Origin of the sequence: Pseudomonas bijieensis (genome assembly GCF_013347965.1) — a bacterium.
Taxonomy (GTDB): Bacteria; Pseudomonadota; Gammaproteobacteria; order Pseudomonadales; family Pseudomonadaceae; genus Aquipseudomonas; species Aquipseudomonas bijieensis.
Genome location: NZ_CP048810.1, coordinates 4,607,245 through 4,633,479 on the forward strand (window position 1 = coordinate 4,607,245; position 26,235 = coordinate 4,633,479).

26 protein-coding genes are annotated in these 26,235 nt (G+C 63.2%); 8 read left to right on the forward strand and 18 right to left on the reverse strand.

The window, feature by feature from the left end:
• Window positions 1-59: 59 nt before the first annotated feature.
• The 10 genes from GN234_RS20190 to GN234_RS20235 all read right to left on the reverse strand — a co-directional run bounded on the left by GN234_RS20190 (window position 60) and on the right by GN234_RS20235 (window position 7,072).
• Window positions 60-383 carry a DUF3392 domain-containing protein gene (locus GN234_RS20190; RefSeq protein ID WP_003177482.1) on the reverse strand — a complete coding sequence of 108 codons (324 nt, stop codon included), beginning with the start codon at window positions 381-383 and terminating at the stop codon, window positions 60-62.
• A gap of 18 nt (window positions 384-401) precedes the next feature.
• Window positions 402-1,601: a radical SAM family heme chaperone HemW gene (hemW, locus tag GN234_RS20195; protein ID WP_233459479.1), complete on the reverse strand. Its 1,200-nt coding sequence runs from the start codon at window positions 1,599-1,601 to the stop codon at window positions 402-404.
• Complete coding sequence (gene rdgB, locus GN234_RS20200; protein WP_109752409.1) at window positions 1,598-2,194, reverse strand: RdgB/HAM1 family non-canonical purine NTP pyrophosphatase; 597 nt, start codon at window positions 2,192-2,194, stop codon at window positions 1,598-1,600. The genes hemW and rdgB overlap by 4 nt, the downstream gene beginning before the upstream one ends.
• A complete protein-coding gene (locus GN234_RS20205) occupies window positions 2,191-2,625 on the reverse strand; it encodes a DUF4426 domain-containing protein (protein ID WP_176688968.1) in 435 nt (144 codons plus the stop codon). Before GN234_RS20205 ends, rdgB begins: the two co-directional genes overlap by 4 nt.
• Before the next feature lie 25 nt (window positions 2,626-2,650).
• Window positions 2,651-3,271 carry a methionine biosynthesis protein MetW gene (gene metW, locus GN234_RS20210; protein ID WP_109752405.1) on the reverse strand — a complete coding sequence of 207 codons (621 nt, stop codon included), beginning with the start codon at window positions 3,269-3,271 and terminating at the stop codon, window positions 2,651-2,653.
• Window positions 3,272-3,278: 7 nt separating this feature from the next.
• The gene (gene metX / locus GN234_RS20215) at window positions 3,279-4,418 is read right to left on the reverse strand and encodes a homoserine O-succinyltransferase MetX (RefSeq protein ID WP_109752403.1); all 1,140 of its coding nucleotides are present in this window, start codon (window positions 4,416-4,418) and stop codon (window positions 3,279-3,281) included.
• A 217-nt stretch (window positions 4,419-4,635) separates the two neighbouring features.
• A complete protein-coding gene (locus tag GN234_RS20220; RefSeq protein ID WP_116833661.1) occupies window positions 4,636-4,926 on the reverse strand; it encodes a DUF167 domain-containing protein in 291 nt (96 codons plus the stop codon).
• 4 nt (window positions 4,927-4,930) lie between these two features.
• On the reverse strand, window positions 4,931-5,521 hold the full coding sequence (locus GN234_RS20225) for a YggT family protein (protein WP_109752399.1): 591 nt from the start codon (window positions 5,519-5,521) through the stop codon (window positions 4,931-4,933).
• Between the two features lie 10 nt (window positions 5,522-5,531).
• Window positions 5,532-6,350 carry a pyrroline-5-carboxylate reductase gene (gene proC, locus GN234_RS20230; protein ID WP_109752397.1) on the reverse strand — a complete coding sequence of 273 codons (819 nt, stop codon included), beginning with the start codon at window positions 6,348-6,350 and terminating at the stop codon, window positions 5,532-5,534.
• 35 nt (window positions 6,351-6,385) lie between these two features.
• A complete protein-coding gene (locus GN234_RS20235; protein WP_109752395.1) occupies window positions 6,386-7,072 on the reverse strand; it encodes a YggS family pyridoxal phosphate-dependent enzyme in 687 nt (228 codons plus the stop codon).
• A gap of 56 nt (window positions 7,073-7,128) precedes the next feature.
• On the opposite strand from GN234_RS20235, the gene GN234_RS20240 reads away from it, so the two are divergent.
• Entirely contained in the window at window positions 7,129-8,163 is a 1,035-nt protein-coding gene (locus GN234_RS20240) for a type IV pilus twitching motility protein PilT (RefSeq protein ID WP_109752393.1), read from the forward strand.
• A 164-nt stretch (window positions 8,164-8,327) separates the two neighbouring features.
• On the opposite strand, the gene GN234_RS20245 is transcribed toward GN234_RS20240, so the two are convergent.
• Window positions 8,328-8,939 (reverse strand): C40 family peptidase, encoded by a 612-nt coding sequence (locus GN234_RS20245; protein WP_109752391.1) that lies wholly within the window; start codon window positions 8,937-8,939, stop codon window positions 8,328-8,330.
• Window positions 8,940-9,189: 250 nt separating this feature from the next.
• Between GN234_RS20245 and GN234_RS20250 the strand changes: the two genes are divergently transcribed.
• Window positions 9,190-9,618, forward strand: coding sequence for an NINE protein (locus GN234_RS20250; protein ID WP_176688969.1), 429 nt, complete (start codon window positions 9,190-9,192; stop codon window positions 9,616-9,618).
• Window positions 9,619-9,741: 123 nt separating this feature from the next.
• Here the strand turns inward: GN234_RS20250 and GN234_RS20255 are convergent, their stop codons facing one another.
• The 7 genes from GN234_RS20255 to gshB form a co-directional block, all read right to left on the reverse strand.
• Window positions 9,742-11,013 (reverse strand): dihydroorotase, encoded by a 1,272-nt coding sequence (locus GN234_RS20255; protein ID WP_109752389.1) that lies wholly within the window; start codon window positions 11,011-11,013, stop codon window positions 9,742-9,744.
• Window positions 11,010-12,014, reverse strand: a complete 1,005-nt coding sequence (locus GN234_RS20260) for an aspartate carbamoyltransferase catalytic subunit (protein ID WP_003177495.1) — start codon at window positions 12,012-12,014, stop codon at window positions 11,010-11,012. The genes GN234_RS20255 and GN234_RS20260 overlap by 4 nt, the downstream gene beginning before the upstream one ends.
• A gap of 24 nt (window positions 12,015-12,038) precedes the next feature.
• A complete protein-coding gene (gene pyrR / locus GN234_RS20265) occupies window positions 12,039-12,545 on the reverse strand; it encodes a bifunctional pyr operon transcriptional regulator/uracil phosphoribosyltransferase PyrR (protein WP_109752388.1) in 507 nt (168 codons plus the stop codon).
• Between the two features lie 85 nt (window positions 12,546-12,630).
• Window positions 12,631-13,068, reverse strand: a complete 438-nt coding sequence (gene ruvX, locus GN234_RS20270; RefSeq protein WP_109752386.1) for a Holliday junction resolvase RuvX — start codon at window positions 13,066-13,068, stop codon at window positions 12,631-12,633.
• Window positions 13,068-13,637, reverse strand: a complete 570-nt coding sequence (locus tag GN234_RS20275; RefSeq protein ID WP_018609528.1) for a YqgE/AlgH family protein — start codon at window positions 13,635-13,637, stop codon at window positions 13,068-13,070. Before GN234_RS20275 ends, ruvX begins: the two co-directional genes overlap by 1 nt.
• A gap of 214 nt (window positions 13,638-13,851) precedes the next feature.
• Entirely contained in the window at window positions 13,852-14,748 is an 897-nt protein-coding gene (locus GN234_RS20280) for an energy transducer TonB (RefSeq protein WP_109752384.1), read from the reverse strand.
• 76 nt (window positions 14,749-14,824) lie between these two features.
• Entirely contained in the window at window positions 14,825-15,778 is a 954-nt protein-coding gene (gshB, locus tag GN234_RS20285) for a glutathione synthase (protein ID WP_116833657.1), read from the reverse strand.
• A 224-nt stretch (window positions 15,779-16,002) separates the two neighbouring features.
• Here gshB and pilG point away from each other — a divergent pair, with 224 nt between their 5' ends.
• The 6 genes from pilG (at window position 16,003) to GN234_RS20315 (ending at window position 26,117) form a co-directional block, all read left to right on the forward strand.
• Entirely contained in the window at window positions 16,003-16,428 is a 426-nt protein-coding gene (gene pilG, locus GN234_RS20290; protein ID WP_109752380.1) for a twitching motility response regulator PilG, read from the forward strand.
• A 48-nt stretch (window positions 16,429-16,476) separates the two neighbouring features.
• Window positions 16,477-16,842, forward strand: coding sequence for a twitching motility response regulator PilH (gene pilH / locus GN234_RS20295; RefSeq protein ID WP_058544375.1), 366 nt, complete (start codon window positions 16,477-16,479; stop codon window positions 16,840-16,842).
• 10 nt (window positions 16,843-16,852) lie between these two features.
• Complete coding sequence (locus GN234_RS20300) at window positions 16,853-17,392, forward strand: chemotaxis protein CheW (protein WP_109752378.1); 540 nt, start codon at window positions 16,853-16,855, stop codon at window positions 17,390-17,392.
• 211 nt (window positions 17,393-17,603) lie between these two features.
• Window positions 17,604-19,664, forward strand: coding sequence for a methyl-accepting chemotaxis protein (locus GN234_RS20305; protein WP_176688970.1), 2,061 nt, complete (start codon window positions 17,604-17,606; stop codon window positions 19,662-19,664).
• Between the two features lie 38 nt (window positions 19,665-19,702).
• Window positions 19,703-25,642 (forward strand): Hpt domain-containing protein, encoded by a 5,940-nt coding sequence (locus GN234_RS20310; RefSeq protein ID WP_176688971.1) that lies wholly within the window; start codon window positions 19,703-19,705, stop codon window positions 25,640-25,642.
• Window positions 25,635-26,117 (forward strand): chemotaxis protein CheW, encoded by a 483-nt coding sequence (locus tag GN234_RS20315; protein WP_109752372.1) that lies wholly within the window; start codon window positions 25,635-25,637, stop codon window positions 26,115-26,117. The genes GN234_RS20310 and GN234_RS20315 overlap by 8 nt, the downstream gene beginning before the upstream one ends.
• Window positions 26,118-26,235: the final 118 nt, after the last annotated feature.

Here is a 26,235-nt window from a genome sequence, read left to right on the forward strand (position 1 = left end):
GAGCAAGCTTTGCTCCCACAGAAGCCCGCTCCCACATTTGTTTTCTGGTGTCTGTGGGGTCAGCGCCGATCCGCCACGACACCAATCAACACCAGCACCACCAACAACACCGGCGCCAGGCTGTAGTTGTTGAACTGGCTCAAACCTCGGACGACCCATGGCGTGGCGTAGATCAGTGCCGCGCCGCTGCCGATCATGCACAGCAGGGCGATCAGTGGAACGCGCAAGGCGCCGGCGATGCTGCCCAGGCGTTGTTCGACCCAGCCCTTGATGTCGGCACCAAACAGCACCAGCAGGCAGCCTACCAATGCCAGGGAGATTTCTGACAGGTTGCTGCGGCTCCAGCGGGACACGGTGGCCAGCAGGTCGAGTACCAGATCCATTCGATTTCCTTGTGTTGATCAGCTCAGAAATTTCTGCAGCAAGTCATTGAGAAACAGCTGTCCGCGCTCGGTGGCTGCCAGACGTTCCGGTTCGACCTGCAACAACCCGCTTTGTTCGGCCTCGCGCCGGCCTTCGGCCAGGCTTTGCAGGGGCAGCCCGGTGCGCTCCGGGTACAGCCGCGATTCCACGCCTGCGGTCAAGCGCAGGGCGTTCATCAGGAACTCGAATGGCAGCTCTTCGTTGGCCAGGGTTTTCTCGCCCGCCAGGAAGCGTTTGGCCGGGTTGAGGTAATCCTTGGGCAGGCGCGTCTTCCAGGTGCGTACGATGCGCCCGTCCGGATGGCTGAGCTTGCCATGGGCGCCGGCGCCGATGCCAATGAAGTCGCCGAAGCTCCAGTAATTGAGGTTATGCCGCGCCGCCCGACCGGGTTGGGCGTAGGCCGAGACTTCGTACTGGGCGTAGCCGTGCTCGGCCAGCAGGGCTTGTCCGGCTTCCTGGATGTCCCACAACGTGTCGTCTTCGGGCAATGTTGGCGGCTGGTTCCAGAACACCGTGTTCGGCTCCAGCGTCAACTGGTACCAGGACAGGTGAGTCGGCTTCAAGGCGATGGCCTGGCGCAGGTCGCTCAAGGCGTCGTCGAGGGATTGGTCGGGCAAGCCGTGCATCAGGTCGAGGTTGAAGTTGTCGAAACCGGCCTGGCGAGCCATGCCGGCGGCGCGCACCGCCTCGTCACCGTTGTGGATCCGGCCCAAGGCCTCGAGCTTGGCCTGCTGGAAGCTCTGGATGCCGATGGACAGGCGATTGATGCCCAAGGCCCGGTAAGCGACGAATTTTTCCTGCTCGAAGGTGCCGGGATTGGCTTCCAGGGTGATTTCAATGTCCTGGGCGAAGGGAATGCGTGCTTCGACGCCCTTGAGCAACCGGCCCAGGGCCTGGGCACTGAACAGGCTCGGGGTGCCGCCACCGAAAAAGATCGAGCTCAACGGTCGACCATAGACCGCATGCAGATCCTGGTCGAGGTCGGCCAGCAGGGCGTCGACGTACTCTTCTTCCGGCAATTGCGGGCTGGCGGTGTGGGAGTTGAAGTCGCAATACGGACATTTGCGCACGCACCACGGGATGTGCACGTACAACGCCAGGGGCGGCAGCACCGGCAGCGGCGCCCGAGGCGTTTGTGCACCGCCGTGAATCAGCGGTGCCGGAGCATCATCGATCATCGCAGGCCCAGGCGTTGACGCAGCAGGGCCATGGCGCGGGCGCGGTGGCTCAGTTGGTTCTTTTCCACCGGCCCCAGCTCGGCGCTGGAGCAATTACGCTCCGGCACCCAGAACAACGGGTCATAGCCAAAACCGTGCTCGCCGCTGGCTTCGGTGAGAATGCGCCCGTGCCACAAGCCTTCGCAGAGGATCGGCAACGGGTCATCGGCATGGCGCACCAGGGCCAGCACGCACACGAACTGCGCGCCGCGCTCGGCTTCGGGCACGTCCTTGAGGGCTTCGAGCAGCTTGGCGTTGTTCGCCGCGTCCCCTTTGCCGTCCGCGTAACGGGCCGAATAAATGCCCGGCGCGCCGCCGAGGAAGTCCACTGCCAGCCCGGAATCGTCGGCCAGCGCCGGCAGGCCCGAGATGCGGGCGGCATTGCGGGCCTTGAGGATGGCGTTCTCGACGAACGACAGACCGGTCTCTTCCGGTTCCACCTGGCTGAACTCGCCAATCGAGCGCAACTGCACCGAGCCGCCGAGCATGGCCTGCAGTTCCTTGAGTTTGCCGGCGTTGTGGCTGGCCAGTACGAGTTGGGTGAAGTTGATCATTGGCCCGGGAACAGTTCCTGGTTGAAGTTGATGGTGTTGATCTTGTCGCCGGTTTGCACCTTGATCTCGAAGGTGCGGGTTTCCTGCTGGGGCACCGGGTACTGGGCGATGTAGTAGATCGCGCCTTGTTCGGTCACCTGCTTGAATTGCAGCGGGATGCTCTGGCTGGTGAGGTCTTTCACCGTGCCACTGACCTGGGCGCTCAAGGGCACGCCGGCCTTGAGCACCGAGACGTTGATCACGCCCTGTTGCTTGCTGCGGATCAGCTCGGCATTCTTGGCGATCTCCGGCGTCAGGAAGGTGGAGTTGAAGGTGTTGTAGTGCACGGTGATATCACCGAACACTTCCTTGCGCTCGCCTTTGATAACGTCGGCGGCCATGGCGCCAACGCTCAGGCAAGCGGTGATGAGAAACAACCCTAGACGTTTCATGTCGTGCTCCTGGTGAGGCCGGGGCTCACACCGCGACCTGGTAATCGGTAAGGCCCGGACTACTGACCCTATAGATGCCTATCTCACCTAACAGATTAGGCCATAGCTTGCTGGCCCACCCGTGGCGGTGCTGCTGGTCCACGGCCAGGCGATCGATGACCTTGGCTTCGCGTTCGCGGCACAGCGCCTCGAAGTCGGCGAAAGTGCAGAAGTGGATGTTCGGCGTGTTGTACCAGGTGTAGGGCAGGAACTCCGAGACCGGCATGCGCCCCTTGCTCGCCAGGTACCAGCGGCAACGCCAATGCCCGAAGTTGGGGAAGGTGATGATGCACTGGCGCCCGACCCGCAGCATTTCGTCGAGGATCTTGTCCGGGTAGTGCACCGCTTGCAGGGCCTGGGTCATGACCACGATGTCGAAGCTGTTGCTGGCGAAGTTGCCCAGGCCCTTGTCCAGGTCCTGCTCGATGACGTTGATGCCCTTGGCGACGCACTCGGCGATGTTGTCCGGGTCGTTTTCCAGGCCGTAGCCGCTGACTTGCTTGTTGTCCCGCAGCCAGGTCAGCAGTTCGCCGTTGCCGCAGCCCAGGTCAAGCACGCGGCTGCCGGCGGGGATCCATTCCTGGATGATTTCCAGATCGGCTCTCATGGCGTCCTCACAGCGTTATACGGTTCATGTAGTTGCCGAACGCCTGCAGGTAGCGCGGGATCGGGATCAAAAAGGCGTCGTGGCCCTGGGGCGCGTCGATTTCCAGGTAGCAGACGTCCTTGCGCGCGGCCATCAGCGCGTCCACCAGCTCCCGGGAGCGCGCCGGGGAGAAGCGCCAGTCAGTGGTGAACGACATCACGCAGAACTTGGCGGTGGCATTGGCGAAGGTTTTTGCCAGGTTATCGTCGAAGTTCGCTGCCGGATCGAAGTAGTCCAGTGCCTTGGTCATCAACAGGTAGGTGTTGGCGTCGAAGCGCCCGGAGAACTCTTCACCCTGATAGCGCAGGTAGCTCTCGACCTGGAACTCGACGCTGTGGAAGTCGTAGTTGAGCTTTTCGCTCTTGAGGCCACGGCCGAATTTTTCGCCCATGGAGTCGTCGGACAGGTAGGTGATGTGCCCGACCATCCGCGCCAGCATCAACCCGCGCTTGGGGATCACGCCGTGTTCCTGGAACGAGCCGCCGTGGAATTCAGGGTCGGTGAGGATCGCCTGGCGCGCCACTTCGTTGAAGGCGATGTTCTGCGCCGACAGCTTGGGTGCCGAGGCGATTGCCAGGCAATGGCGCACGCGGTCCGGGTAGGTGATGGTCCACTGCAAGGCCTGCATGCCCCCCAGGCTGCCGCCGATCACGGCTGCCCACTGGGCGATGCCGAGGCGATCGGCCAGGCGCGCCTGGCTGTGGACCCAGTCTTCCACCGTCAGCACTGGAAAATCGGCGCCGAAGGGCTTGCCGGTGTCCGGGTTGAGGCTGCTGGGGCCGGTGGAGCCGTTGCAGCCGCCGAGGTTGTTCAGGCTGACTACGAAGAATTTGCTGGTGTCGATGGGCTTGCCCGGGCCGATGCAACTGTCCCACCAGCCGGGTTTGCGGTCGTCGACGCTGTGGTAGCCGGCGGCGTGGTGATGCCCCGACAAGGCGTGGCAAATCAGCACGGCATTGCTCGCCGTGGCATTGAGGGTGCCGTAGGTTTCGTAGATCAGGTCATAGGCCGGCAACGAACGGCCGCAGGCCAGGGCCAGGGGCTCGCTGAAATGCGCCATTTGCGGCGTCACCAGACCAACGGAATCGGGGGGAAAGGCAGTTGGCATCGACCCTGCTCGCGTTGAAATGAGGCGTAAGTCTAAAGACCGCTGTGGCAGGCGGCAAGCAAAGGCGCGGCTGGGCGATTTAAGTGTGGCGAGGGGATTTATCCCCGTTGGGCTGCGTAGCAGCCCCAACACAGCTAATGCGATCCGCCAGACACGCCGAGGCGACGGATAGCCCAGCGGGGATAAGTCCCCTCGCCACAAGATCGGCGCTAACCGATCAGGCCCGTGTCAGGCCTGGCAGCTCCGGCAGCTTCTTCGGCGAATGAATCCGCACCCGCTTCTGTCGGTTCAATTCGCCGCTGATCAGGCTGACCTGGCTCTTGGACACGCCAAACGCCTTGGCCAGGAATGCCATCAGGTAGGCATTGGCCTTGCCCTCGACCGGCGGGGCGGTGAGGCGGATCTTCAGGCGGTCACCGTGCAGCCCGGCGAAGTCATCGCTGCGGGCTGCCGGTTGCAGGTGACATTCCAGGATCAGGTCGTCGCCGTCCCAGCGAAAGTAGCTCACCGGGTCAGATCAGCAGGCGCAGGATTTCCGGCATCATGGTCATCGCTGCCAGGTTGTTGATCACCAACATGTCGATCAGCTTGAGCACCATGAACGCCAGGATCGGCGAAATGTCCAGGCCGCCAAGGTTCGGCACGATACGACGGAACGGCGCCAGGGCCGGCTCGCAGATCTGGTTGACCAGCTCGGCGCCCGGATTGTGGCTGCCCGGAGCGACCCACGACAGGATCACGCTGATGATCATGGCGAAGAAGAAAATCTTCAGGAACAGCGCGGTCACGCCGATGATCGACCAGATCAGCAGTTGCAGCGGGTTGCCGGTGGTGCCGTAGGTCAGCAGCAGGGTCAGGGCCATCAGCGCCAGTTGCACGAGGATCGCCAGCACCAGCGACGACATGTCCAGGCCGAACAGGCTGGGGATGATCCGGCGCAAAGGCTTGAGCAGCGGCTGGGTAGCCTTGACGACGAACTGGCACAGCGGGTTGTAGAAGTTGGCGCGCACCAGTTGCAGTACGAAACGCATCAGCACGATCAGCAGATACAGGCTGCCGAGGGTTTGCAGCACATAGACCGCTGCGGTGTTCAATCCAATCATGAATGGCTCCTTATTGGCCCAGTTGTTCGGCCATCTCGGCCGAGCGGTGCGCGGCGGCGCCGAGTGCTTTTTCCACCAGGGCTTCGAAGCCCCCGGCCTGGAATGATTTGATGGCCGCTTCGGTGGTGCCGGCCGGCGAGGTCACGCGGCGGCGCAGCTCGGCCGCATCGACGTCGCTGGACACGGCCATGTGCGCGGCCCCCAATGCGGTCTGCAAGGTCAGCTGCGCGGCGATATCCCGGGGCAGGCCGAGTTTCTCGCCGGCGGCGGTCATGGCTTCGATCAGCAGGAAGAAGTACGCCGGGCCCGAGCCGGAGACGGCGGTGACGGCGTCCAGTTGCTGTTCGGTGTCCAGCCACAGCGCCAGGCCGACGGCTGACAGCAGCTCCTCGGCCTGTTGCCGTTGTGCGGTGGACACCTGGGCCGTGGCGAACAGGCCGCTGACGCCCTGGCGCAGCAGCGCCGGGGTGTTGGGCATGCAGCGTACGATCGGCTGTTCGCCGAGCCAGTTGTTCATACTGGCGCAGGTGATGCCAGCGGCAATCGACACCACCAGTTGCTGGGGCTTGAGGCTGGGGCGCAGGGCCTCGCACACGGTTTTCATCGCCTGTGGCTTGACCGCCAGCACGACGACGTCCGCACCGTCGACGGCCTGGGCGTTGTCGGCGAAGGTTTCGATGCCGTGTTCGGTGCTCACTCGGTTGCGGGTCTCTTCACCCGGATCGCTGGCGCGGATCAGGGAAGCGTCCAGGCCCTTGGCCCGCAGGCCGCCGATCAGGCTGGCGGCCATGTTGCCGGCGCCGATGAAGGCAATACGCGTGTTGCTCATGACAGGTCCTTATAAAGAGATGAGTCGGCCATGGTTCAGGATTGACCGTAGTCGCGGGCGCCGAACAGGGCGGTTCCGATGCGCACCCAGGTGGCGCCCTGGGCGATGGCCGACTCAAGGTCGTGGCTCATGCCCATGGAAAGGGTGTCCAGCGGCAGCTCCAGGCTGGTTTGCAAGTTTTGAACGGCGGCGAAGGCTGCGTCCTGGGCGGCGCGCTCTTCGGTGGGCTCGGGAATCGCCATCAGCCCACGCAGCTTCAAGCGCGGCAAGGCGCTGATGGCGCTGGCCAGGGCGGGCAGGTCTGCCGGGGTGCAGCCGGACTTGCTGGCTTCACCGCTGACATTGACCTGGATGCAGATGTTCAGCGGCGGCAACTCGGCCGGGCGTTGCTCGGACAGGCGCTGTGCAATTTTCAAGCGATCCACGGAATGCACCCAGTCGAAGTGTTCGGCGATAGCACGCGTCTTGTTCGATTGAATGGGGCCGATGAAGTGCCAGATCAAGGGCAGGTCGGTCAGTTCGACCTGTTTGCCCAGGGCCTCTTGCAGATAATTCTCGCCGAAGTCCCGCAGGCCCGCGGCATAAGCTTCGCGCAGGGCCTGGGCGGGCTTGGTCTTGCTTACGGCCAGCAGCTGGACACTGTGTTCGGCACGTTGGGCGGCCTGCTCCGCAGCGCGGATACGCGATCTAACCTGAGCGATGTTGTCTGCTATCGTGGACATAAAGAAGCGCCAGCGGGTCTGAGGTTCGCGGCATTCTACTGGAATTGAGGAGCGCTATGGATATCACTGAACTGCTGGCGTTCAGCGCCAAACAGGGGGCGTCGGACCTGCACCTGTCCGCCGGGTTGCCGCCGATGATCCGCGTCGATGGCGATGTGCGGCGCATCAACCTGCCGGCGCTGGACCACAAGCAGGTCCATGAACTGATCTACGACATCATGAACGACCGGCAACGAGTAGATTACGAAAAGTTTCTGGAGACCGACTTTTCCTTCGACGTGCCGGGTGTGGCGCGGTTCCGGGTCAACGCCTTCAACCAGAATCGCGGCGCGGGGGCGGTATTCCGGACCATTCCGTCGAAAGTCCTGACCATGGAGGACCTGGGGATGGGCGAGGTGTTTCGCAAAGTGACCGAGGCGCCGCGCGGGCTGGTGTTGGTGACCGGGCCGACCGGTTCGGGCAAGTCCACCACCCTGGCGGCCATGATCGACCATTTGAACAGCCACAAGCACCATCACATCCTCACCATTGAAGACCCTATCGAGTTCGTTCACGAACCGCGCAAGTGCCTGATCAACCAGCGCGAGGTGCACCGCGACACTCAGGGGTTCTCCACGGCCCTGCGATCGGCCCTGCGGGAGGATCCGGACGTGATCCTGGTAGGGGAGATGCGTGACCTGGAGACCATCCGCCTGGCGCTGACCGCCGCGGAAACCGGGCATCTGGTGTTCGGCACACTGCACACCACATCGGCGGCCAAGACCATTGACCGAGTGGTGGACGTGTTCCCCGGTGACGAGAAGTCCATGGTTCGCTCGATGTTGTCGGAATCGTTGCAGGCGGTGATTTCCCAGACGCTGGTCAAGAAGATCGGCGGCGGCCGGATCGCGGCGCATGAAATCATGCTGGGCACCTCGGCGATCCGGAACCTGATCCGCGAGGACAAGGTGGCGCAGATGTACTCGGCCATCCAGACCGGTGGTTCACTGGGGATGCAGACGCTGGATATGTGTTTGAAGGATTTGGTGAACAAAGGCTTGATCAGCCGCGAACATGCGCGGGAACGGGCGCGTTCGCCGGATAACTTCTAGCGGGGGAGGTGGTGTAGCCCTGTGGCGAGGGAGCTTGCTCCCGCTGGGTGGCGCAGCCGCCCCAAACTGACCAATGATCTCTGTGGGCCTCATCATTTTGGGTCCGCTTCGCGGCCCAGCGGGAGCAAGCTCCCTCGCCACAAAAGAGCCATGTAGGCTTCAGATCAGCGCTGAACCACGCGCATCGCCCCCGGCTCCTTCGGCAGAACCCGCTTGGCCACCACGTAATGGGTGTCCCAGTACGGCTTGTTCAGCGTGTCGATAGTCACCGACTTGCCACGGCGCGGAGCGTGGATGAAACGGTCGTTGCCCAGGTAGATGGCCACGTGATTGACTCGGCGGCTCTTGAGCTTGAAGAAAATCAGGTCGCCGGGCTTGAGATCCTTGCGTTCGACTTTCTCGCCATGACCGGCAGCCATCGCATTGGAGGTGCGTGGCAGGTCGAAGGTGGCGTCGTTGAAGGCGTATTTCACCAAGCCGCTGCAATCGAAGCCTTTACTTGGGCTACTGCCGCCCCAACGATAAGGTGTGCCGAGTACATTCACGGCGCGACTCAGCACGTTGCTGCTTGCTTTGGTCGCCATCGGCGGAACCAGCTTGCTGTTGGCCGTGCTCAAGCGCTGGGCGCTTGGCTTGTTCTTGCTCAAGGAAGCAGAAACATGGGATTTCGGGGTGTAGCCGTTGACGTTGGGAAGACGTTGCTCACGATTGGTGGCGTGGGCGGCCAGTGGCAATAATAGGCAAATGGTTAGCCATGTCTTGAAAAATGGACGCATTAGGCAGGGCTCTTAAAGGTTAGCGCGCAACTTTATAACAGCTTTTTTCGCTGTTCCGAGGCCGTTTGTCGATTCGAAACTTGGCGCCAACCCCGCATGATTGTGACAAATTGACCCGATTGTCCGACAGAACCCCGACACCACGGGGGTTTCCTTGGTTCAAAGTTGCTCAGGACCGCTTGTCGGCGAGACACAAAAAAGTCACAAAAAATCCGAAAAAATTTATCTATCGAGGCAAAAGAGGCCATTCATGAACAGCTATCAGCAGGATGCGATCCGCGATACCCACAGCAAAGTCATCGGGTATCTGCTGTGGATTTTCGGTTTCACCGGGGCCCACCGTTTCTATTACGGCAAGCCGGTCACGGGCACGATCTGGTTCTTCACCTTCGGCCTGCTGGGCATTGGTTGGTTGATCGACCTGTTCCTGATCCCGGCCATGGATCGCGAAGCGGACCTGCGTTTCACCCCAGGGCCTATCGAATACAGCGTGGCGTGGATCCTGCTGACGTTTCTCGGGGTGCTTGGCGTACACCGGATGTATCAGGGCAAGTGGCTCAGCGGGATTATCTACCTGCTGACGGGTGGGGTGCTTTTCCTGGGGGTGCTGTATGACTTCTGGACCCTGAATGATCAGGTTTCGATTCGGAATGCGCAGAAGCGGGGGGCTTTCCAGTAAGACCGAGTCGCTTGCATCGCGAGCAGGCTCGCTCCCACATTGGATCGAGGTGTTCACACATCATGTGTTCACCGAAGATCCCTCTGTGGGAGCGAGCCTGCTCGCGATAGGAGCGACGCGGTATCAGGCCTGGTGGGTGATCCGCCCATCCATCAAGGTGTAGCGCACCACACCCGGTAAGCTGTGGCCCAGGAACGGACAGTTGTCACCCTTGGAACGCCAGGCTTCGCCGGCCACGGTGGACGCGGCTGGGTCGAACAGCACCAGGTCCGCCGCCGCGCCAACCGCCAGTTTCCCTGCCGGCAATTGCAGCGCCTGGGCCGGGCCGGCGCTCAGGCGTGCGAGCAAGGTCGGCAGGTCGAGCAAGCCGTCTTCCACCAGTGTCAGGGCCAGCGGCAGCAGCAGTTCGACGCTGCTGATACCCGGCTCGGTGGCGCCGAATGGTGCCAGCTTGGCATCGCGCTCATGGGGCTGGTGGTGGCTGGAAATGGCCGAGATCACCCCGGATTTCACCGCCTCGCGCAAGCCCTCGCGGTCGGCGCGGGTGCGCAGCGGCGGCTGGACGTGGTAGACGCTGTTGAAGTCGATCAGCGCTTCGTCGGTCAGGATCAATTGGTACAGTGCCACATCGGCGGTCACCGGCAGGCCACGGGCCTGGGCCTGGGCGATCAGCGCCGCGCCGCGAGCACTGGTCAACTGGCTGAAGTGGGCGCGCACGCCGCTTTGTTCCACCAACAGCAGATCCCGGGCCAAGGCTACGGTCTCGGCGGTTTCCGGAATGCCCGGCAGGCCGAGGAAGCTGGCGGTCGGGCCCTCGTGGGCCAGGCCGCCTTCGGCCAGGTCGTGGTCCTGGGAGTTGAAGATCACCGTCAGGCCGAAGGTCGCCGCGTATTCCAGGGCGCGGCACAGGGTACGGGTATTGCGGAAACTGTTCAGGCCGTTGCCAAACGCCACGCAACCGGCGTCGCGCAGGGCGATGAGCTCGGCCAGTTGCTCGCCGTCCAGGCCCTTGCTCAGTGCGCCAATCGGGAAGACCTTGGTGTTGCCGGCCTCGCGGGCGCGGTCGAGGATCAGTTCGGCCACGGCCGAGGTGTCCAGCACCGGTTTGGTCTGCGGCGGGCAGCACAGGCTGGTCACGCCACCGGCGGCAGCGGCACGGGTTTCGCTGACGATGCTGCCTTTGCGGCTGTAGCCCGGTTCGCGCAGGGCGACGTTCAGGTCCACCAGGCCGGGGGCGGCCACCAGGCCTTGGGCGTCGACGGTCTCGACCGCCACGAAACCGGCCGGCGCGGCGCCCAGGGCGACGATCTTGCAGGCATCGATATGGATATCAGTCACTTGATCCAGGCCACTGGCTGGATCGATCACGCGTGCGCCGAGAATGCTGAGCTTCACTGGGCGTTCTCCTGGTCGAATTGGCGCTGGGCCGTTTGCCCGCTCATGGCCATGGACAGCACGGCCATGCGGATGGCGATGCCGTAGGTCACCTGGTTGAGAATCACCGAGTGCGGCCCGTCGGCCACCGCCGACTCGATCTCCACGCCGCGGTTGATCGGCCCCGGGTGCATGACGATGGCATCCGGCTTGGCCCCGGCCAGGCGGGCGGTGGTCAGGCCGAACAGGCGGTAGAACTCGCCTTCGCTAGGCAGCAGGCCGCCGGTCATGCGCTCACGTTGCAGGCGCAGCATGATCACCACGTCCACATCCTTGAGGCCTTCGGTCATGTCGGTGTAGACCTTCACGCCGTACTGCTCGACGCCGATGGGCAGCAGGGTTTTCGGCGCGATCACGCGGATGTCCGGGCAGCCGAGGGTCTTGAGGGCCAGCATGTTCGAGCGGGCCACTCGCGAGTGCAGGATGTCGCCGACGATGGCCACCGACAGGTTCTCGAAACTGCCCTTGTGCCGACGGATGGTCAGCATGTCCAGCATGCCCTGGGTCGGGTGGGCATGACGGCCGTCGCCGCCATTGATGATCGCCACTTGCGGGCACACGTGTTCGGCAATGAAGTGCGCCGCGCCGGAATCGCCGTGGCGCACGACGAACATGTCGGCAGCCATGGCTTCAAGGTTGCGCAGGGTGTCGAGCAGGGTTTCGCCCTTGCTCGCCGAGGACGTGGACACGTTCAGGGTAATCACGTCCGCCGACAGCCGTTGGGCCGCCAGTTCGAAGGTGGTGCGGGTGCGGGTGGAGTTTTCGAAGAACACGTTGCACACGGTCTTGCCGCGCAGCAACGGGACTTTCTTCACTGCCCGGGCACCGACTTCGAGGAATGAGTCGGCAGTGTCGAGGATTTCCGTCAGCAGCTCGCGGCGCAGGCCGTCGAGGGACAGGAAGTGCCGCAGCTGGCCCTGATCGTTGAGCTGCAGCGGGCGCTTGGTTTCGAGAGGCGTCATCGCGATGGACTCTTACAAGGGCAGTTAAAGGGCAAGGTCTTGCAGTTCGAGTTGCAGCGGCGACGGGCCGGAGAGCTTGACCCGCTCGTGGGCGGCCAGCGTCAGCGTCGCACCGACCACGTTCGGCCGGATCGGCAACTCGGCGGCGTCCAGGTCCAGCAGGCACACCAGCGTCACGCTGGCCGGGCGGCCGTAGTCGAACAGTTCGTTCATGGCGGCGCGGATGGTCCGGCCGCTCATCAGTACATCATCGATCAAGACCAGGTGCTGGCCTTCGATCTCGAACGGCAGGGCCGAGGGGCGCACTTGTGGGTGCAGGCCGTTCTGGCTGAAGTCGTCGCGGTAGAACGACACGTCCAGGGTGCCCAGGGGCGCTTGGCTGCCCAGTTCATCGAGCAAGGCCTGGGCGACCCAGACGCCACCGGTGCGAATGCCGATATAGCGCGGTTCGCTGATGCCGCGTTGTTCCAGGTGCGCCGTGAGACGAATCGCCATCTGGCTGATCAGTTCGGCAGGATTGGGCAGGCTCATGCTGGCTCCTTCAGGTTCCCGGGCCGGTGGTGGGTGGCGCGGTTTGTCGCTAAAAGAAAGCGCCTTGGCGGCGCTTTGTAAAAAATCAGGTTTCGAACAGGGCGGCGTTCGCGTCGAGCCAGCCTTGCAGCAGCAGGGCGGCGGCGATGGCGTCCACCGGGTTGTCGCGGTAACTGCCTTTCTGCCCACCGCGCACCAGGCGCTCGCCCTTGGCCTCGAAAGTGGTCAGGCGCTCGTCATGGGTATAGAAGGGCAGGTTGAAGCGGCCATTGAGCCGGCGGGCGAACTTTTCGGCGCGCAGGCACATATCGCTGGGCGTGCCGTCCATGTTCAGCGGCAGGCCGACCACCACGGCATCGGGTTTCCATTCCTTGATCAGCGCTTCGACCTGGTTCCAGTCTGGAACACCGTTCTGCGCCTTCAATGTACACAACTCGCGGGCCTGGCCGGTGATGACCTGGCCGACCGCCACGCCGATCTGTTTGGTGCCGTAATCGAAGCCCAGCAACAAGCGCAGGGCCATCAGGCGTGTCCTGCCTGGCTGGTGAGCAGGCTGAGGTTGACCCCCAACCGGCTGGCCGCCGCTTCCAGGCGCAGTTCGCTGCTGGTGTTGAACAGGATGTCGGCGTCGAACGGGCAGGTCAGCCAGGCGTTATCGGCCAGTTCGGCTTCCAGTTGCCCAGGTTCCCAGCCGGCATAGCCGAGGGCGATCAGGCTTTTTTCCGGGCCGACGCCGTCGGCGATGGCGAACAGCACGTCCTGGGAGGTGGACAGTGACACACCGTCCAGGTCCACGGTGGCCTGGTATTTGGGGCCCGACGGGTGGAGTACGAAGCCACGGTCGGTCTGCACCGGGCCGCCGATGAAAATTGGCACGTGCTGGCACAAGAGCGGCGGTTCAACGTCGGGGCGCAACTGCTCAAGAATGTCCGCCAGGTTCAGTTCCTGCGGGCGATTGATCACCAGCCCCATGGCCCCATTGGCCGTGTGCTCGACGATGTACGTCAAGGTATGGGCAAAGTTCGGATCGGCCATGTGCGGCATGGCGATCAGGAAGTGATGCTTGAGGTAGGTGGGGCTGACGTTTTTCATAGGCGCTAGTGTGGCGGCGCAGGGCCGAACTGACAAGCTGGGGATGTGCAGGAAATGCCTCGATCTGGAAGGCGACACCGATCAAATGTGGGCTGTGTGGGAGCAAAGCTTGCTCGCGATCCAGGCGCTGCGGTCCTCAAGAGACCGCGGCGTTTTCATCGCGGGCAAGCCTTGCTCCCACCAAGCCCGCTCCCACAAGGGGATTGGCGGTGGGTCAGTTACTGGAAAGGCGATCGCCCCGGGCGAATTTCCAGGTGCGGATGATTTCCAGCCGGTCGATGTCCGACAGATCGCCGGTAAACGGTGCGAACGGCGCGGCCAGGCGCACGATTCGCTGGGCGGCCTGGTCCAGCAGTGGCTGGCCGGAGGATTCGAGCACCAGCACTTCGTACAACGAGCCGTCGCGGTTGATCGAGACCATTAGCCGCAGGTTGCCGTAGATCTGTTTGCGCCGGGCTTCGTCAGGGTAGTTGAGGTTGCCGATGCGCTCGACCTTCTTGCGCCATTCGTCCTTGTACCAGGCGCCCTTGTCGCGCATGGTCGAGGCGGCGCTCAGGCGGTGGATGCGCGGGCGCTTGGCGTACAGCTGTTGCTCCTGGGCCAGTTCGGCTTCCAGGCTGGCGATGTCGCTGGACAGCTGGGAGCTGTCGAAAGTCGGTGCTGGGGCCTGGGGCTTGGGATCAGGCTTGACCTCTTCCTTGGCCGGGGCTTTTTTCGGCTTTGGTGCCACGGTGGTCACGGCGGCCTTGGGCGCGGTCTCCTGCACTTCGGGCTTGGCCGCTGGCGGTGGGGTGACTTTCTGCACCGTGGTGTCCTGGAACGGCGCGATCTCGGTGGTCTTGGGAATCGCCTTTTTTTCCAGGGTGCCGCTGCCTTGCTGGTTTTCCTGGGCGAGGAAATCGGCCTTCTTGGGCTTGGTCTCGCTCTTGAAGGTGGCCAGGGTGATTTCCAGGGTCTGGCTGATCTGCTTGGGCTCGACCGTGGCAAACCCGACGCCCAGCAGCAGGGCCAGGTGGATCAGCGCCGCCAGGAACAGGGTAAAACCGAGGCGATCAGCCGGGCGCACGCCACGATGGGCGAGCTCTAGGGGCAGATCGGACGGAAGTGTCATGACAAGGAAACCAACATCGCGTTTTTTTCAGGCCGGGCATGATAACGCAATGTGGGTTTCCTTCAGCAGATCTGGATCAACGAGCCTTGAGCTTCTGATCGATGGCATCCATCAGCATGCCGCCGATGTCCGTGCCAAAGGCGTTGTCGATCTCGCGAATGCACGTCGGGCTGGTGACGTTGATTTCCGTCAGGTGCTCGCCGATCACGTCCAGGCCCACGAACAGCAGGCCTTTCTCGCGCAGGGTCGGGCCGACCTGGGCGGCGATCCAGCGATCCTTCTCGGTCAACGGACGGGCTTCGCCACGCCCGCCGGCCGCCAGGTTGCCGCGGGTTTCGCCGGCTGCCGGAATACGCGCCAGGCAATAGTCCACCGGCTCGCCGTCGATCATCAGGATGCGTTTGTCACCATCGACGATGGCCGGCAGGTAGCCCTGGATCATGATCTGCTGCTTGCCGTGCAAGGTCAGGGTTTCCAGGATCACCGACAGGTTCGGGTGGCCGGCGGTGTGCCGGAAGATCGAGGAACCGCCCATGCCGTCCAGGGGCTTGAGGATCACGTCGCCGTGATGGTCGGCAAATTCGCGCAATACGTCCGGGCGTCGGCTGACGATGGTCGGCGGCGTGCATTGCGGGAACAGCGTGGCGAACAGCTTTTCGTTGCAGTCGCGCAGGCTCTGGGGCTTGTTGACCACCAGCACGCCGGCGTTTTCCGCCTGTTCCAGCAGGTAGGTGGAATACACGAACTCCATGTCGAACGGCGGATCCTTGCGCATCAGGATCACGTCCAGGTCACTCAGCAGTGCGTCGCTTTCTTCGCCCAGTTCGAACCACTTTTGCGGGTTGGCGAAGACTTTCAGCGGTTTCATCCGCGCCCGCGCCTGGCCTTCGGCCTGGTAGAGGTCGCGCTGCTCCATGTAGAACAGTTCCCAGCCGCGCTTTTGAGCGGCCAGCAGCATGGCCAGCGAGCTATCCTTTTTATAGGAAATGCTGGCGATAGGGTCCATGACAATGCCGACGCGTACGCTCATGGCTTGGTTCCTCGAAATTTGATTGGGCACATATGGCGTGAAAAAGTGGCGTCAGAGTGGCGCCCGGAAGATTGGCGGTCAAGGAAAAACCACCGCGCCGAGCGGCCGATAGATCGGCGATGGAGACTGTGCTAAAAAGGCTGCCATGTGACGTGCGGGCCTTGAACATCAAGGGTTTGCGCTGTCGATCACACTTACGCGTTAAAAATCGGTTCGCAGTGGCAATGGCAGAGCATCTCACGCAGCAACCCAGCGCCTTGAAGGTCATGGTCATCGACGACTCGAAGACCATCCGCCGCACCGCCGAAACCTTGCTGCGCAACGTGGGCTGCGAGGTGATCACGGCTATCGACGGCTTCGATGCCCTGGCCAAGATCGCCGACCATCATCCGGGCATCATTTTTGTCGACATCATGATGCCGCGCCTCGATGGCTACCAGACCTGTGCCCTGATCAAGAACAACAGCGCGTTCAAGGCCACGCCGGTGATCATGCTGTCGTCCCGGGACGGGTTGTTCGACAAGGCCAAGGGGCGCATCGTCGGTTCCGATCAGTTTTTGACCAAGCCGTTCAGCAAGGAAGAACTGCTGGGCGCGATACAGGCCCATGTCCCGGGCTTTGCCGCTGTCCAGCCGCACCAGGCACATTAATGACACTCGGCCATCGGGCCTGGGGTCGACAAGAAAATGGGGAACACCATGGCACGAATTCTGATCGTCGATGATTCGCCGACTGAAATGTACAAACTGACCGGCATGCTGGAAAAGCACGGCCATCAGGTCCTGAAGGCCGAGAACGGCGCTGATGGCGTGGCCCTGGCCCGCCAGGAAAAACCCGATGCGGTGCTGATGGACATCGTCATGCCCGGCCTCAACGGTTTCCAGGCCACGCGCCAGTTGACCAAGGACCCGGACACCGGCCACATCCCGGTGATCATCATCACCACCAAGGACCAGGACACCGACAAGGTCTGGGGTACGCGCCAAGGCGCGAAGGACTACCTGACCAAGCCGGTGGACGAAGAAACCCTGATCGCGACCCTGAACAAAGTGCTGGCGGGTTGACGGCGCAGCCATGAGCCAATCGCTGACTGCATTCGAATTGCTGCTGCAGATCGATCGGCGTTGCCGGTTGCTGGGGGCGGACCTGCCCTCCCAGCCGACCCATCGCGCCGGCTGGAGCGGCATCGGCTTTCGGTTGGGCGAGCATTGGTACGTGGCGCCGATGGGCGAAGTCAGCGAAGTGCTGCACGAACCACGTCACACACATTTGCCCGGGGTCAAGCCGTGGGTTCGTGGGGTGGCTAACCTGCGCGGGCGATTGTTGCCGTTGATGGACCTGTGCGGTTTCTTCGGTCATGAGCTGTCGCCGGTGCGTAAGCAGCGTCGGGTACTGGTGGTGGATCACGACGAAGTGTTCGCCGGATTGCTGGTGGACGAAGTTCTCGGGCTGCAGCATTTCGCCCAGGACAGTCTGGAACCGACGCTGGTGGATGATCTCGATGGCCCCGAATCGGTTTTCGTCAGGGGGCGGTTTTGCGGCGAGCGCGAGTGGCAAGTGTTCAGCCCGTTTGCCCTGGCGCGCTCGCCAGGGTTCATGGATGTGGCGATTTAACGAGATGCAACGCAGGCCCCTTGTGGGAGCGAGCCGGTGGGAGCAAAGCTTGCTCGCGATGGCAGTGTCTCGGTTGGCGAGAAAACTGTGTCGTTCTCATCGCGGGCAAGCCTTGCTCCCACAGAGCAGCACTGGTTGAGCAGGCTGCACGACAAAGGCTTGCTTACAGTTAATAGCTGTAAGTTGGATTGGGCAGTACAGGCGAGAACCGATGATCAAAGCAAAAACAGGCAAGCCACTGGAAGCGTCGCGCAGTCGTTCGCAGATCATCGTGCTGTTCGTCGCGCTGATCGTCTTCATCATGCTGCTGTTCGCCAACTTCGCTTACCTCAATACCCAATCCACCTACGACAAGCAGTACATCGGCCATGCCGGTGAATTGCGGGTGCTGTCCCAGCGCATCGCCAAGAACGCCACCGAAGCCGCTGCCGGCAAGGCGGCGGCGTTCAAGCTGTTGAGCGATGCGCGCAATGATTTCGCCCAGCGCTGGGGCTACCTGAAGCAGGGCGACCCGGTGACCGGCCTGCCACCTGCGCCCGCCACCCTGCGCCCGCAGATGCGCGCCGTGCAGCTGGACTGGGAGCGTCTGCTCAAGAACACCGATGCCATTCTCTCCAGTGAACAGACTGTGCTGTCGCTGCATCAGGTGGCGGCGACCTTGGCCGAAACCGTGCCGCAGTTGCAGGTCGAGTACGAAAAAGTCGTCGAGATCCTGTTGCAGCGCGGCGCGCCGGCCGCCCAGGTGGCCATGGCCCAGCGCCAGTCGCTGCTGGCCGAGCGGATTCTCGGCGCGGTGAATACCGTGTTGGCAGGGGACGAAAACGCCAGCCAGGCCGCCGACACCTTCGGTCGCGACGCCGCGCGTTTTGGCCAGGTGCTCAATGGCATGTTGCAAGGTGACCCGGCCCTGAAGATATCCCAGGTCCAGGACCGCGATGCGCGGGCACGCCTGAGCGAAATCAGCGAGCTGTTCGAGTTTGTCTCGGGCTCGGTGGATGAAATCCTCGAAACCTCCCCGGAGCTGTTCAAGGTCCGGGAATCGGCCGGCAACATCTTCAACCTGTCGCAGACCCTGCTCGACGAGGCTTCGCACCTGGCCACGGCTTTCGAAAACCTCGCCGGGGGGCGTTCCATCAATACCATCGGCGGCTATGTGCTGGGTTTGCTGGCGCTGATGTCGATCATTCTGATCGGGCTGGTGATGGTCCGCGAAACCAATCGCCAGTTGCACGAAACCGCGGAAAAGAACGAGCGTAACCAGAACGCGATCATGCGATTGCTGGATGAAATCGAAGACCTGGCCGATGGTGACCTGACCGTTACCGCCTCGGTCACCGAAGACTTCACCGGCACTATCGCCGACTCCATCAATTACTCGGTGGACCAACTGCGCGACCTGGTGGCGACCATCAACCTCACCGCTGGCCAGGTCGCCGCCGCCGTGCAGGAAACCCAGGCCACGGCGATGCACCTGGCCCAGGCTTCCGAGCACCAGGCCCAGCAAATCTCCGAAGCTTCGACTTCAATTAATGAAATGGCCCAGTCCATCGACCAGGTATCGGCCAATGCCGCCGAATCGTCGGCGGTGGCCGAGCGGTCGGTGGAGATCGCCAACAAGGGTAATGAGGTGGTGCACAACACCATTCATGGCATGGACAACATTCGCGAGCAGATCCAGGACACCGCCAAGCGCATCAAGCGCCTGGGTGAGTCGTCCCAGGAGATTGGCGACATTGTCAGCCTGATCGACGACATCGCCGACCAGACCAACATCCTGGCCCTCAACGCCGCCATCCAGGCGTCCATGGCCGGTGATGCCGGGCGCGGGTTCGCGGTGGTGGCCGATGAGGTACAGCGCCTGGCCGAGCGCTCGTCGGCGGCGACACGGCAAATCGAGACCCTGGTGCGGGCGATCCAGGCCGATACCAATGAAGCGGTGATTTCCATGGAGCAGACCACCACCGAAGTGGTGCGCGGCGCGCGACTGGCCCAGGATGCCGGCGTGGCCCTGGAGGAAATCGAGGGTGTGTCCAAGACCCTGGCGGCGCTTATCCAGAGCATTTCCAACGCGGCGCAGCAACAGACCACCTCGGCGGGGCAGATTTCCTTGACCATGAACGTGATCCAGCAGATCACCACCCAAACCTCGTCGGGCTCCACCGCCACCGCCGAGAGCATCGGCAACCTGGCGAAAATGGCCAGTCAGCTGCGCCGTTCGGTGTCGGGGTTTACCTTGCCGGCAGCGCCTGCGGCGGATGAGGACAAAGGCTGATAAGCGCCTGCGGCATACGACTTTGATTTGGAGTGGTTATGGGTGATCGGCACGACTACGTGGCCCTGGAATGGGTCAAGGGCGAGATTGCCGAAACGCTGAAGCAGGCTCATCTGGCCCTCAACCGCCTGGTGGACGATCCGCAGGCGTCGGATGCCCTCGGGCAATGCCTGGCCTGCATTCACCAGGTCCATGGCGGCCTGCAGATGGTCGAATTCTACGGTGCGGCGTTGCTGGCCGAGGAGATGGAACAGCTGTGCGCCGCCCTGCAGGACAACCGCGTGACCCATCGCGACGAAGCCATCAGCCTGTTGAGCCAGGCCCTGGGGCAGTTGCCGATCTATCTGGACCGCGTACAAGGTGCCCGTCGCGACCTGCCGCTGGTGGTTCTGCCCTTGATCAACGACCTGCGCAGTGCCCGGGGCGAGAGCCTGTTGTCGGAAACCAGCCTGTTCAGCCCCGAATTGCCCGAAATTGCGCCGCTCAGCGACGAGGCCTTGCAGCGTCTCGAGCCCGCTGACCTGCCAAACACCTTGCGCAAATTGCGCCAGACCCTGCAAATGGCCCTGGTGGGCTTGCTGCGCGAACAGGACGACACGACCCACCTCGGTTACCTGGCCAAGGTTTTCCATCGCCTGGAAACGTTGTGTGCCGGGGCGCCGCTCAATGCATTATGGCAGGTGGCCTCGGCGCTGGTCGAAGGCATGCGTGACGGGCGCATCGCCAACAGCCCGGCGCTGCGCAGCCTGTTCAAGGAAGCCGACAAGGAACTCAAGCGCCTGCTGGAGCAAGGCATGCCCGGCATCAATCAGCCGGCACCGCCCCACCTGCTCAAGAGTTTGTTGTTCTATATTGCCAAGGCCGAACATCCCAGCGGGCAGATGCAGATCATGAAAGAACGCTACTCACTGGACGACGCGCTACCCGACAGCGCTATGGTCGACGAAGAACGCGCACGTCTGGCCGGGCCCGACCGTGACGCCATGCGCTCGGTGCTCGCCGCGCTCTGCGAAGAACTGGTACGGGTCAAGGAACGCCTGGACCTGTTCGTACGCAGCGATCGCCAGCACGCCTCGGAGCTGGACAGCCTGTTGGCGCCGCTACGGCAGATCGCCGACACCCTGGCGGTGCTGGGTTTCGGTCAACCGCGCAAGGTCATCATCGATCAACTGGCGGTGGTGTTGAGCCTCGCCCAGGGCCAGCGGGAACCGGATGACGCCACCCTCATGGACGTCGCCGGAGCCTTGCTCTACGTCGAGGCGACCCTGGCCGGCATGGTCGGCACCGTCGAACCCGAGAGCCGCGAAGACACGCACCTGCCCACCACCGACCTGACCCAGATCCACCAGATTGTCATCAAGGAGGCCCATACCTGCCTGCAACAGGCCAAGGACATGATCGTCGACTACATCGACGCGGACTGGAACAGCGAGCAACTACTGCCCTTGCCGGCGCTGCTGACCCAGGTGCGCGGCGCGCTGGCGATGATTCCCCTGAGCCGTGCCGCCAGCCTGGTGGAGGCCTGCAACGCGTTCATCCGCGACCATCTGTTGCTGGAGCAGGCCCAGCCGGGCTGGGAAGAACTCGACCACCTGGCCGACGTGATCACCGGCCTCGAATACTATCTGGAACGCTTGAGCGAGGACCCGGAAACCCCGGGCGAGCCCTTGCTGGACGGGGTCGAACGGAGCCTGGCCGCGCTCGGTTATTTCCCTGACGAAGCACGGGTGCCGGTGCTCGATGATGTGTTGAGCCCCAACGAAGCCCAGGTCATGCAGGACTTGCAGGAACTGGATGACCCGCAGACTGTGCAGTCCTTGGCCGAGGTGCTGGCCAGCCCGGTCTCGGCGGTCAATCCGCCGGCCAGGAGCACCCCGGGCAGCCTGTTACCGCCACCGATGGATGAAAATCCGGTGGACGACGAGTTGCGCGAGGTCTTCCTCGAAGAAGCCGACGAGGTACTCGACGTTCTGCGTGAGTACCTGCCGCGTTGGAGTGCGCATCCCGACGACCCTGTTGCCCTGGGTGAACTGCGCCGGGCCTTCCACACCCTCAAGGGCAGTGGCCGGATGGTCCGGGCGCTGGTGCTCGGTGAACTGGCCTGGGCTGTGGAAAACCTGCTCAACCGGGTGCTGGAGCGCAGCGTCGAGCCGCAGGCTTCGGTGCGTCAGTTGATCGAAGCCACGGTGCAATTGTTACCGGACCTGGTGACCGAATTCGCCGCCAATCGCCAGCGCCAGCGCGACGATGTCGACCGTTTGGCCGCCCGTGCCCATGTCCTGGCCAAGGGCGGCGATGAGGACGATGAAGACGAGCAGGACGTGGCCGCCCTTGATCCGCTGCTGTTGAAGATCTTCGATAACGAAGCCCAAGGCCACCTTGCCAGCCTCAATCGCTTTCTCGACCAGGCGGCCGACCACTTGCCGTTGCAGGCCAGCGATGAGTTGCAGCGGGCCTTGCACACCCTCAAGGGCAGCGCGTCCATGGCCGGCGTGCTGCCTATCGCCGAGCTGGCCGGTGCGATGGATGAGCTGGCCCGGGAATACCGGGCGCACCTGATTGCCCTGGACCTGGATGAGGTCGAGTTGCTGATGGAAGCCGAAGGGCTGTTACGCCGGGGCTTGCGCCAGTTGCACAGCGAGCCGCTGGCGGCGATTCCCGGTGCAACGGATCTGATCCAGCGCGCCCAAGCCCTGCTGGCCGAGCGCTTGCGCGCCGCCAACAGTGCGCCGGACAAGGCGCTACGGACCAAACGCGACCCACAACTGATCAACAACTTCCTCGCCCAGGGCATGGACATCCTGCTGGATGCCGAAAGCCTCTTGCAGCGCTGGCAGCAGCACCCTGGCGAGGGCCAGGAGCTGAGTGCGCTGCTCGATGAGCTGACCACTCTCGGCGAAGGCGCGCACCTGGCCGACCTGCGTCCGGTCGACGAACTCTGTGAAGCCTTGCTGGACCTCTATGGTGCGGTAGAAGAAAGCAGCCTGGCGGTCAGCGATGAGTTTTTCCGGCAAGCGCAGCTCGCCCACGAAGCACTGATCGACATGCTCGATCAGCTGGCGGCCGGGCAGCATGTGCATGCGCAGCCGGAACGGGTCCAAGCCCTGCGCCGCTTGCTCCAGGAGAGCCTCGACCCATCGGCCACCGGCCTGATCCGTAGCGATGGTAGCCGGACCCTGAGCATCCGTGAGCTGGGCCAAGCAACAGCGGAAATGGAACGCGCCGCGCCCGCCGATACCTCGGTGGAGGATGAGCTGGCGTCGATTTTCCTCGAAGAGGCCCAGGACATCCTCGAAAGCGCTGCCCAGGCCTTGCAGCGCTGGTTGGCCGATCCGGATAACGGCGCGCCGCTGTCCTCGCTGCAACGTGATTTGCACACCCTCAAGGGCGGTGCGCGCATGGCCGACATCCGGCCGGTGAGCGACTTGGCCCAGGAACTGGAAAATCTCTACGAAGGGCTGGTGGACCGCCGTTACAGTTACAGCGAGGAACTGGCGCAACTGCTCGAAAGCAGCCACGAACGCCTCGACCTGTTGCTTGGACAGTTGCAACAGGGCCAGCCGTTGGGCGATCCCGTGGCGCTGATCGACGCCATACGACGGTTCCGCCAGGACAAGCCTAACGCCATCGAGACGAGCGCAGCGAACCAGGCCGACGGTGCTGGTCATGATCCCGAGCTGCTGGAAATCTTCCTTGAAGAAGGTTTCGATATCCTCGACAGCTCAGGCGCGGCGCTGCTGCGTTGGCAAGAAGAACCGTCGAACCGCCAGGCAGTGGAAACCCTGCTGCGGGACTTGCACACCCTCAAGGGCGGTGCGCGCATGGTGGAAATCGTCCCCATCGGCGACTTGGCCCACGAGCTGGAAAACCTCTACGAAGGCTTGTCGGCGGGCCTGCTTCAGCCGACACCGGCGTTGTTCACCTTGCTGCAGAGCAGCCATGACCGTCTGGCGCAGATGCTCGACGCGGTGCGCGCCGGCCACCCGTGCCCGCTGGCCGACCGGCTGATCGCGCAGATCCAGGCGGTGAATCATCCCCAGGAGAATGCTGCGCCGCAGGCTGTCGCGGCGCCGGAGCCGGCCCCCGTCTCCAATCCCATCGTGAGCCCGCCGGCGGCGCCCGCAAGACCTGACCCTGGTGCCCCGGGCGACGGGGCGGACATGGTCAAGGTCTCCGCCGAACTGCTCGACGACCTGGTGAACCTGGCGGGCGAAACGTCGATCTTCCGTGGGCGCATCGAACAGCAGGTCAACGACGCGCGCGTGGCCCTCGGCGAAATGGAAACCACCATCGAGCGCATGCGCGATCAGTTGCGGCGCCTGGATACCGAAACCCAGGGGCGAATCCTCAGCCGTCAGCAGGTGGAGGCCGAGCGCCTGGGCTACGAAGAATTCGACCCGCTGGAAATGGACCGCCATTCCCAGTTGCAGCAGCTGTCCCGGGCGCTGTTCGAGTCCGCCTCGGACTTGCTCGAACTCAAGGAAACCCTTGATCGCAGCAATCACGATGCCGAGGTCTTGCTGCAACAGCAGGGGCGCATCAACACCGAACTCCAGGAAGGCCTGATGCGTACGCGCATGGTGCCGTTCGAGCGAATGTTGCCACGGCTCAAGCGCATCGTGCGGCAAGTGGCGCAGGAACTGGGCAAGGACGTGGAGTTCGTGGTCGGCAACGCCGATGGCGAGATGGACCGCAACGTGTTGGAGCGCATGGCCGCGCCTTTGGAGCACATGCTGCGCAACGCCGTCGACCATGGCCTGGAGCCGGCCGATGTGCGCATTGCCGCTGGTAAACCGGCCCGGGGGCGCATCAGCCTCGACCTGTCCCGGGAAGGCGGCGACATCATTTTCGACATCCGTGACGATGGCGCCGGCGTGCCGCTGGAGGCGGTGCGGAGCAAGGCGATCAAGCGTGGCCTGTTGGCGCCGGACAGTGACATCAGCGACCGCGACGTGTTGCAGTTCATCCTGCAACCGGGGTTTTCCACCGCGGAAAAAATCACCCAGATCTCCGGGCGCGGCGTTGGCATGGACGTGGTCCACGAAGAGGTGCGGCAACTGGGCGGCAGCATGGGCATCGATTCCACGCCGGGGCAGGGCGTGCACTTTCGCATTCGCCTGCCGTTTACCGTGGCGGTCAACCGGGCGCTGATGGTGCAGTGCCATGAAGACCAGTACGCGATTCCGCTGAACACCATCGAAAGCATCGTCCGGGTGTTGCCCGCCGAACTGGACGGCTATTACCAGCTCGATTCGCCGACCTACACCTACGCCGGGCAACGTTATGAGTTGTGCTACCTCGGCGAGCTGTTGAAAACCGGCGCCCGCCCGAAACTACTGGGCCAGAGCCAACCGTTGCCGGTGCTGCTGGTGCAGTGCAACGAGCGGCACGTCGCCGTGCAAGTGGACGCGACCGCCGGGACCCGGGAGATCGTGGTCAAGAGCCTGGGTCCGCAATTCTCGGCGGTGCAGGGCCTGTCCGGGGCGACGATCCTGGGAGACGGCCGGGTGGTATTGATCCTCGACCTGCTGGCGCCCATCCGTGCCTTGCCCCACCAGGTCCCGCGCCGCCCGACAGCGACGCAAGGGGAGGGCGAACACCAGCGGCCGTTGCTGGTGCTGGTGGTGGACGACTCGGTGACGGTGCGCAAGGTCACCAGCCGCTTGTTGGAGCGTCATGGCATGCACGTGCTCACCGCCAAGGATGGCGTGGACGCCATGGCGCTGCTGGCCGAACACTCCCCGGACCTGATGCTGCTGGACATCGAAATGCCGCGCATGGACGGCTTCGAAGTGGCCACCCAAGTACGCAACGACCCGCGTCTGGCGCACCTGCCGATCATCATGATCACCTCCCGCACCGGCCAGAAACACCGCGATCGCGCCATGGCCATCGGCGTCAACGACTACCTGGGCAAGCCGTACCAGGAATCGGTGCTGCTCGACAGCATCGCGCACTGGAGCAAGACCCATGCATGATTTGCATCTTCATCAGCGCACCAGCCCACTTACCGGCCTGCTGCTGCCATTGGCCGACCGGCACCTGGTGTTGCCCAACGTGGCCGTGGCCGAACTGATCGACTACCAGAGCAGCGCATTCGATATGGACACCCCGCCATGGTTCCTGGGCTGGGTGAGCTGGCGCGAACGGCAAATCCCGCTGCTGAGCTTCGAGTCGGCCTGCGGCCAGAAAACCGTGGTGGGCGAGCGAGCACGCATCGTCGTGCTCAACGCCCTCGGCGGGCGCCCGGAGTTGCGGTTCATTGCGCTGTTGGTGCAAGGCATCCCGCGCTCCTACAAGCTCGACAGTCAGTTGAGCTACGTCGACGTGCCGTTGTGCGGGTTGGAACAGGCGGCGGTGCAAGTGGGGGAGCATGTGGCGAAAGTGCCGGATTTGTTGGCGTTGGAAGAGTTGGTGATGGCTGCGGGCTTGATTCAACCTCACACAACCTGAGCCATGCATATCTCCCCTGTGGGAGCGAGCTTGCTCGCGATGGCGGCCTGGCAGTCGGCTAGGGTTTTGTTGATTGAGTACATATCCATTGCTGCGGTAACGGCGACTTAGGGGGCCG

Bases quoted from the DNA above. Each gene is read 5' to 3' on its own strand.
- metW (WP_109752405.1), bottom strand. From the start codon at position 3,271: ATGAGAGCCGATCTGGAAATCATCCAGGAATGGATCCCCGCCGGCAGC.
- GN234_RS20310 (WP_176688971.1), top strand. From the start codon at position 19,703: ATGGGTGATCGGCACGACTACGTGGCCCTGGAATGGGTCAAGGGCGAG.
- pilG (WP_109752380.1), top strand. From the start codon at position 16,003: ATGGCAGAGCATCTCACGCAGCAACCCAGCGCCTTGAAGGTCATGGTC.
- GN234_RS20235 (WP_109752395.1), bottom strand. From the start codon at position 7,072: ATGTCCACGATAGCAGACAACATCGCTCAGGTTAGATCGCGTATCCGC.
- rdgB (WP_109752409.1), bottom strand. From the start codon at position 2,194: ATGATCAACTTCACCCAACTCGTACTGGCCAGCCACAACGCCGGCAAA.
- GN234_RS20315 (WP_109752372.1), top strand. From the start codon at position 25,635: ATGCATGATTTGCATCTTCATCAGCGCACCAGCCCACTTACCGGCCTG.
- gshB (WP_116833657.1), bottom strand. From the start codon at position 15,778: ATGAGCGTACGCGTCGGCATTGTCATGGACCCTATCGCCAGCATTTCC.
- metX (WP_109752403.1), bottom strand. From the start codon at position 4,418: ATGCCAACTGCCTTTCCCCCCGATTCCGTTGGTCTGGTGACGCCGCAA.
- GN234_RS20240 (WP_109752393.1), top strand. From the start codon at position 7,129: ATGGATATCACTGAACTGCTGGCGTTCAGCGCCAAACAGGGGGCGTCG.
- GN234_RS20275 (WP_018609528.1), bottom strand. From the start codon at position 13,637: ATGAAAAACGTCAGCCCCACCTACCTCAAGCATCACTTCCTGATCGCC.
- pilH (WP_058544375.1), top strand. From the start codon at position 16,477: ATGGCACGAATTCTGATCGTCGATGATTCGCCGACTGAAATGTACAAA.
- GN234_RS20260 (WP_003177495.1), bottom strand. From the start codon at position 12,014: ATGACGCCTCTCGAAACCAAGCGCCCGCTGCAGCTCAACGATCAGGGC.
- ruvX (WP_109752386.1), bottom strand. From the start codon at position 13,068: ATGGCCCTGCGCTTGTTGCTGGGCTTCGATTACGGCACCAAACAGATC.
- GN234_RS20225 (WP_109752399.1), bottom strand. From the start codon at position 5,521: ATGATTGGATTGAACACCGCAGCGGTCTATGTGCTGCAAACCCTCGGC.
- proC (WP_109752397.1), bottom strand. From the start codon at position 6,350: ATGAGCAACACGCGTATTGCCTTCATCGGCGCCGGCAACATGGCCGCC.
- GN234_RS20280 (WP_109752384.1), bottom strand. From the start codon at position 14,748: ATGACACTTCCGTCCGATCTGCCCCTAGAGCTCGCCCATCGTGGCGTG.
- pyrR (WP_109752388.1), bottom strand. From the start codon at position 12,545: ATGAGCCTGCCCAATCCTGCCGAACTGATCAGCCAGATGGCGATTCGT.
- GN234_RS20300 (WP_109752378.1), top strand. From the start codon at position 16,853: ATGAGCCAATCGCTGACTGCATTCGAATTGCTGCTGCAGATCGATCGG.
- GN234_RS20205 (WP_176688968.1), bottom strand. From the start codon at position 2,625: ATGAAACGTCTAGGGTTGTTTCTCATCACCGCTTGCCTGAGCGTTGGC.
- hemW (WP_233459479.1), bottom strand. From the start codon at position 1,601: ATGATCGATGATGCTCCGGCACCGCTGATTCACGGCGGTGCACAAACG.
- GN234_RS20250 (WP_176688969.1), top strand. From the start codon at position 9,190: ATGAACAGCTATCAGCAGGATGCGATCCGCGATACCCACAGCAAAGTC.
- GN234_RS20190 (WP_003177482.1), bottom strand. From the start codon at position 383: ATGGATCTGGTACTCGACCTGCTGGCCACCGTGTCCCGCTGGAGCCGC.
- GN234_RS20305 (WP_176688970.1), top strand. From the start codon at position 17,604: ATGATCAAAGCAAAAACAGGCAAGCCACTGGAAGCGTCGCGCAGTCGT.
- GN234_RS20245 (WP_109752391.1), bottom strand. From the start codon at position 8,939: ATGCGTCCATTTTTCAAGACATGGCTAACCATTTGCCTATTATTGCCA.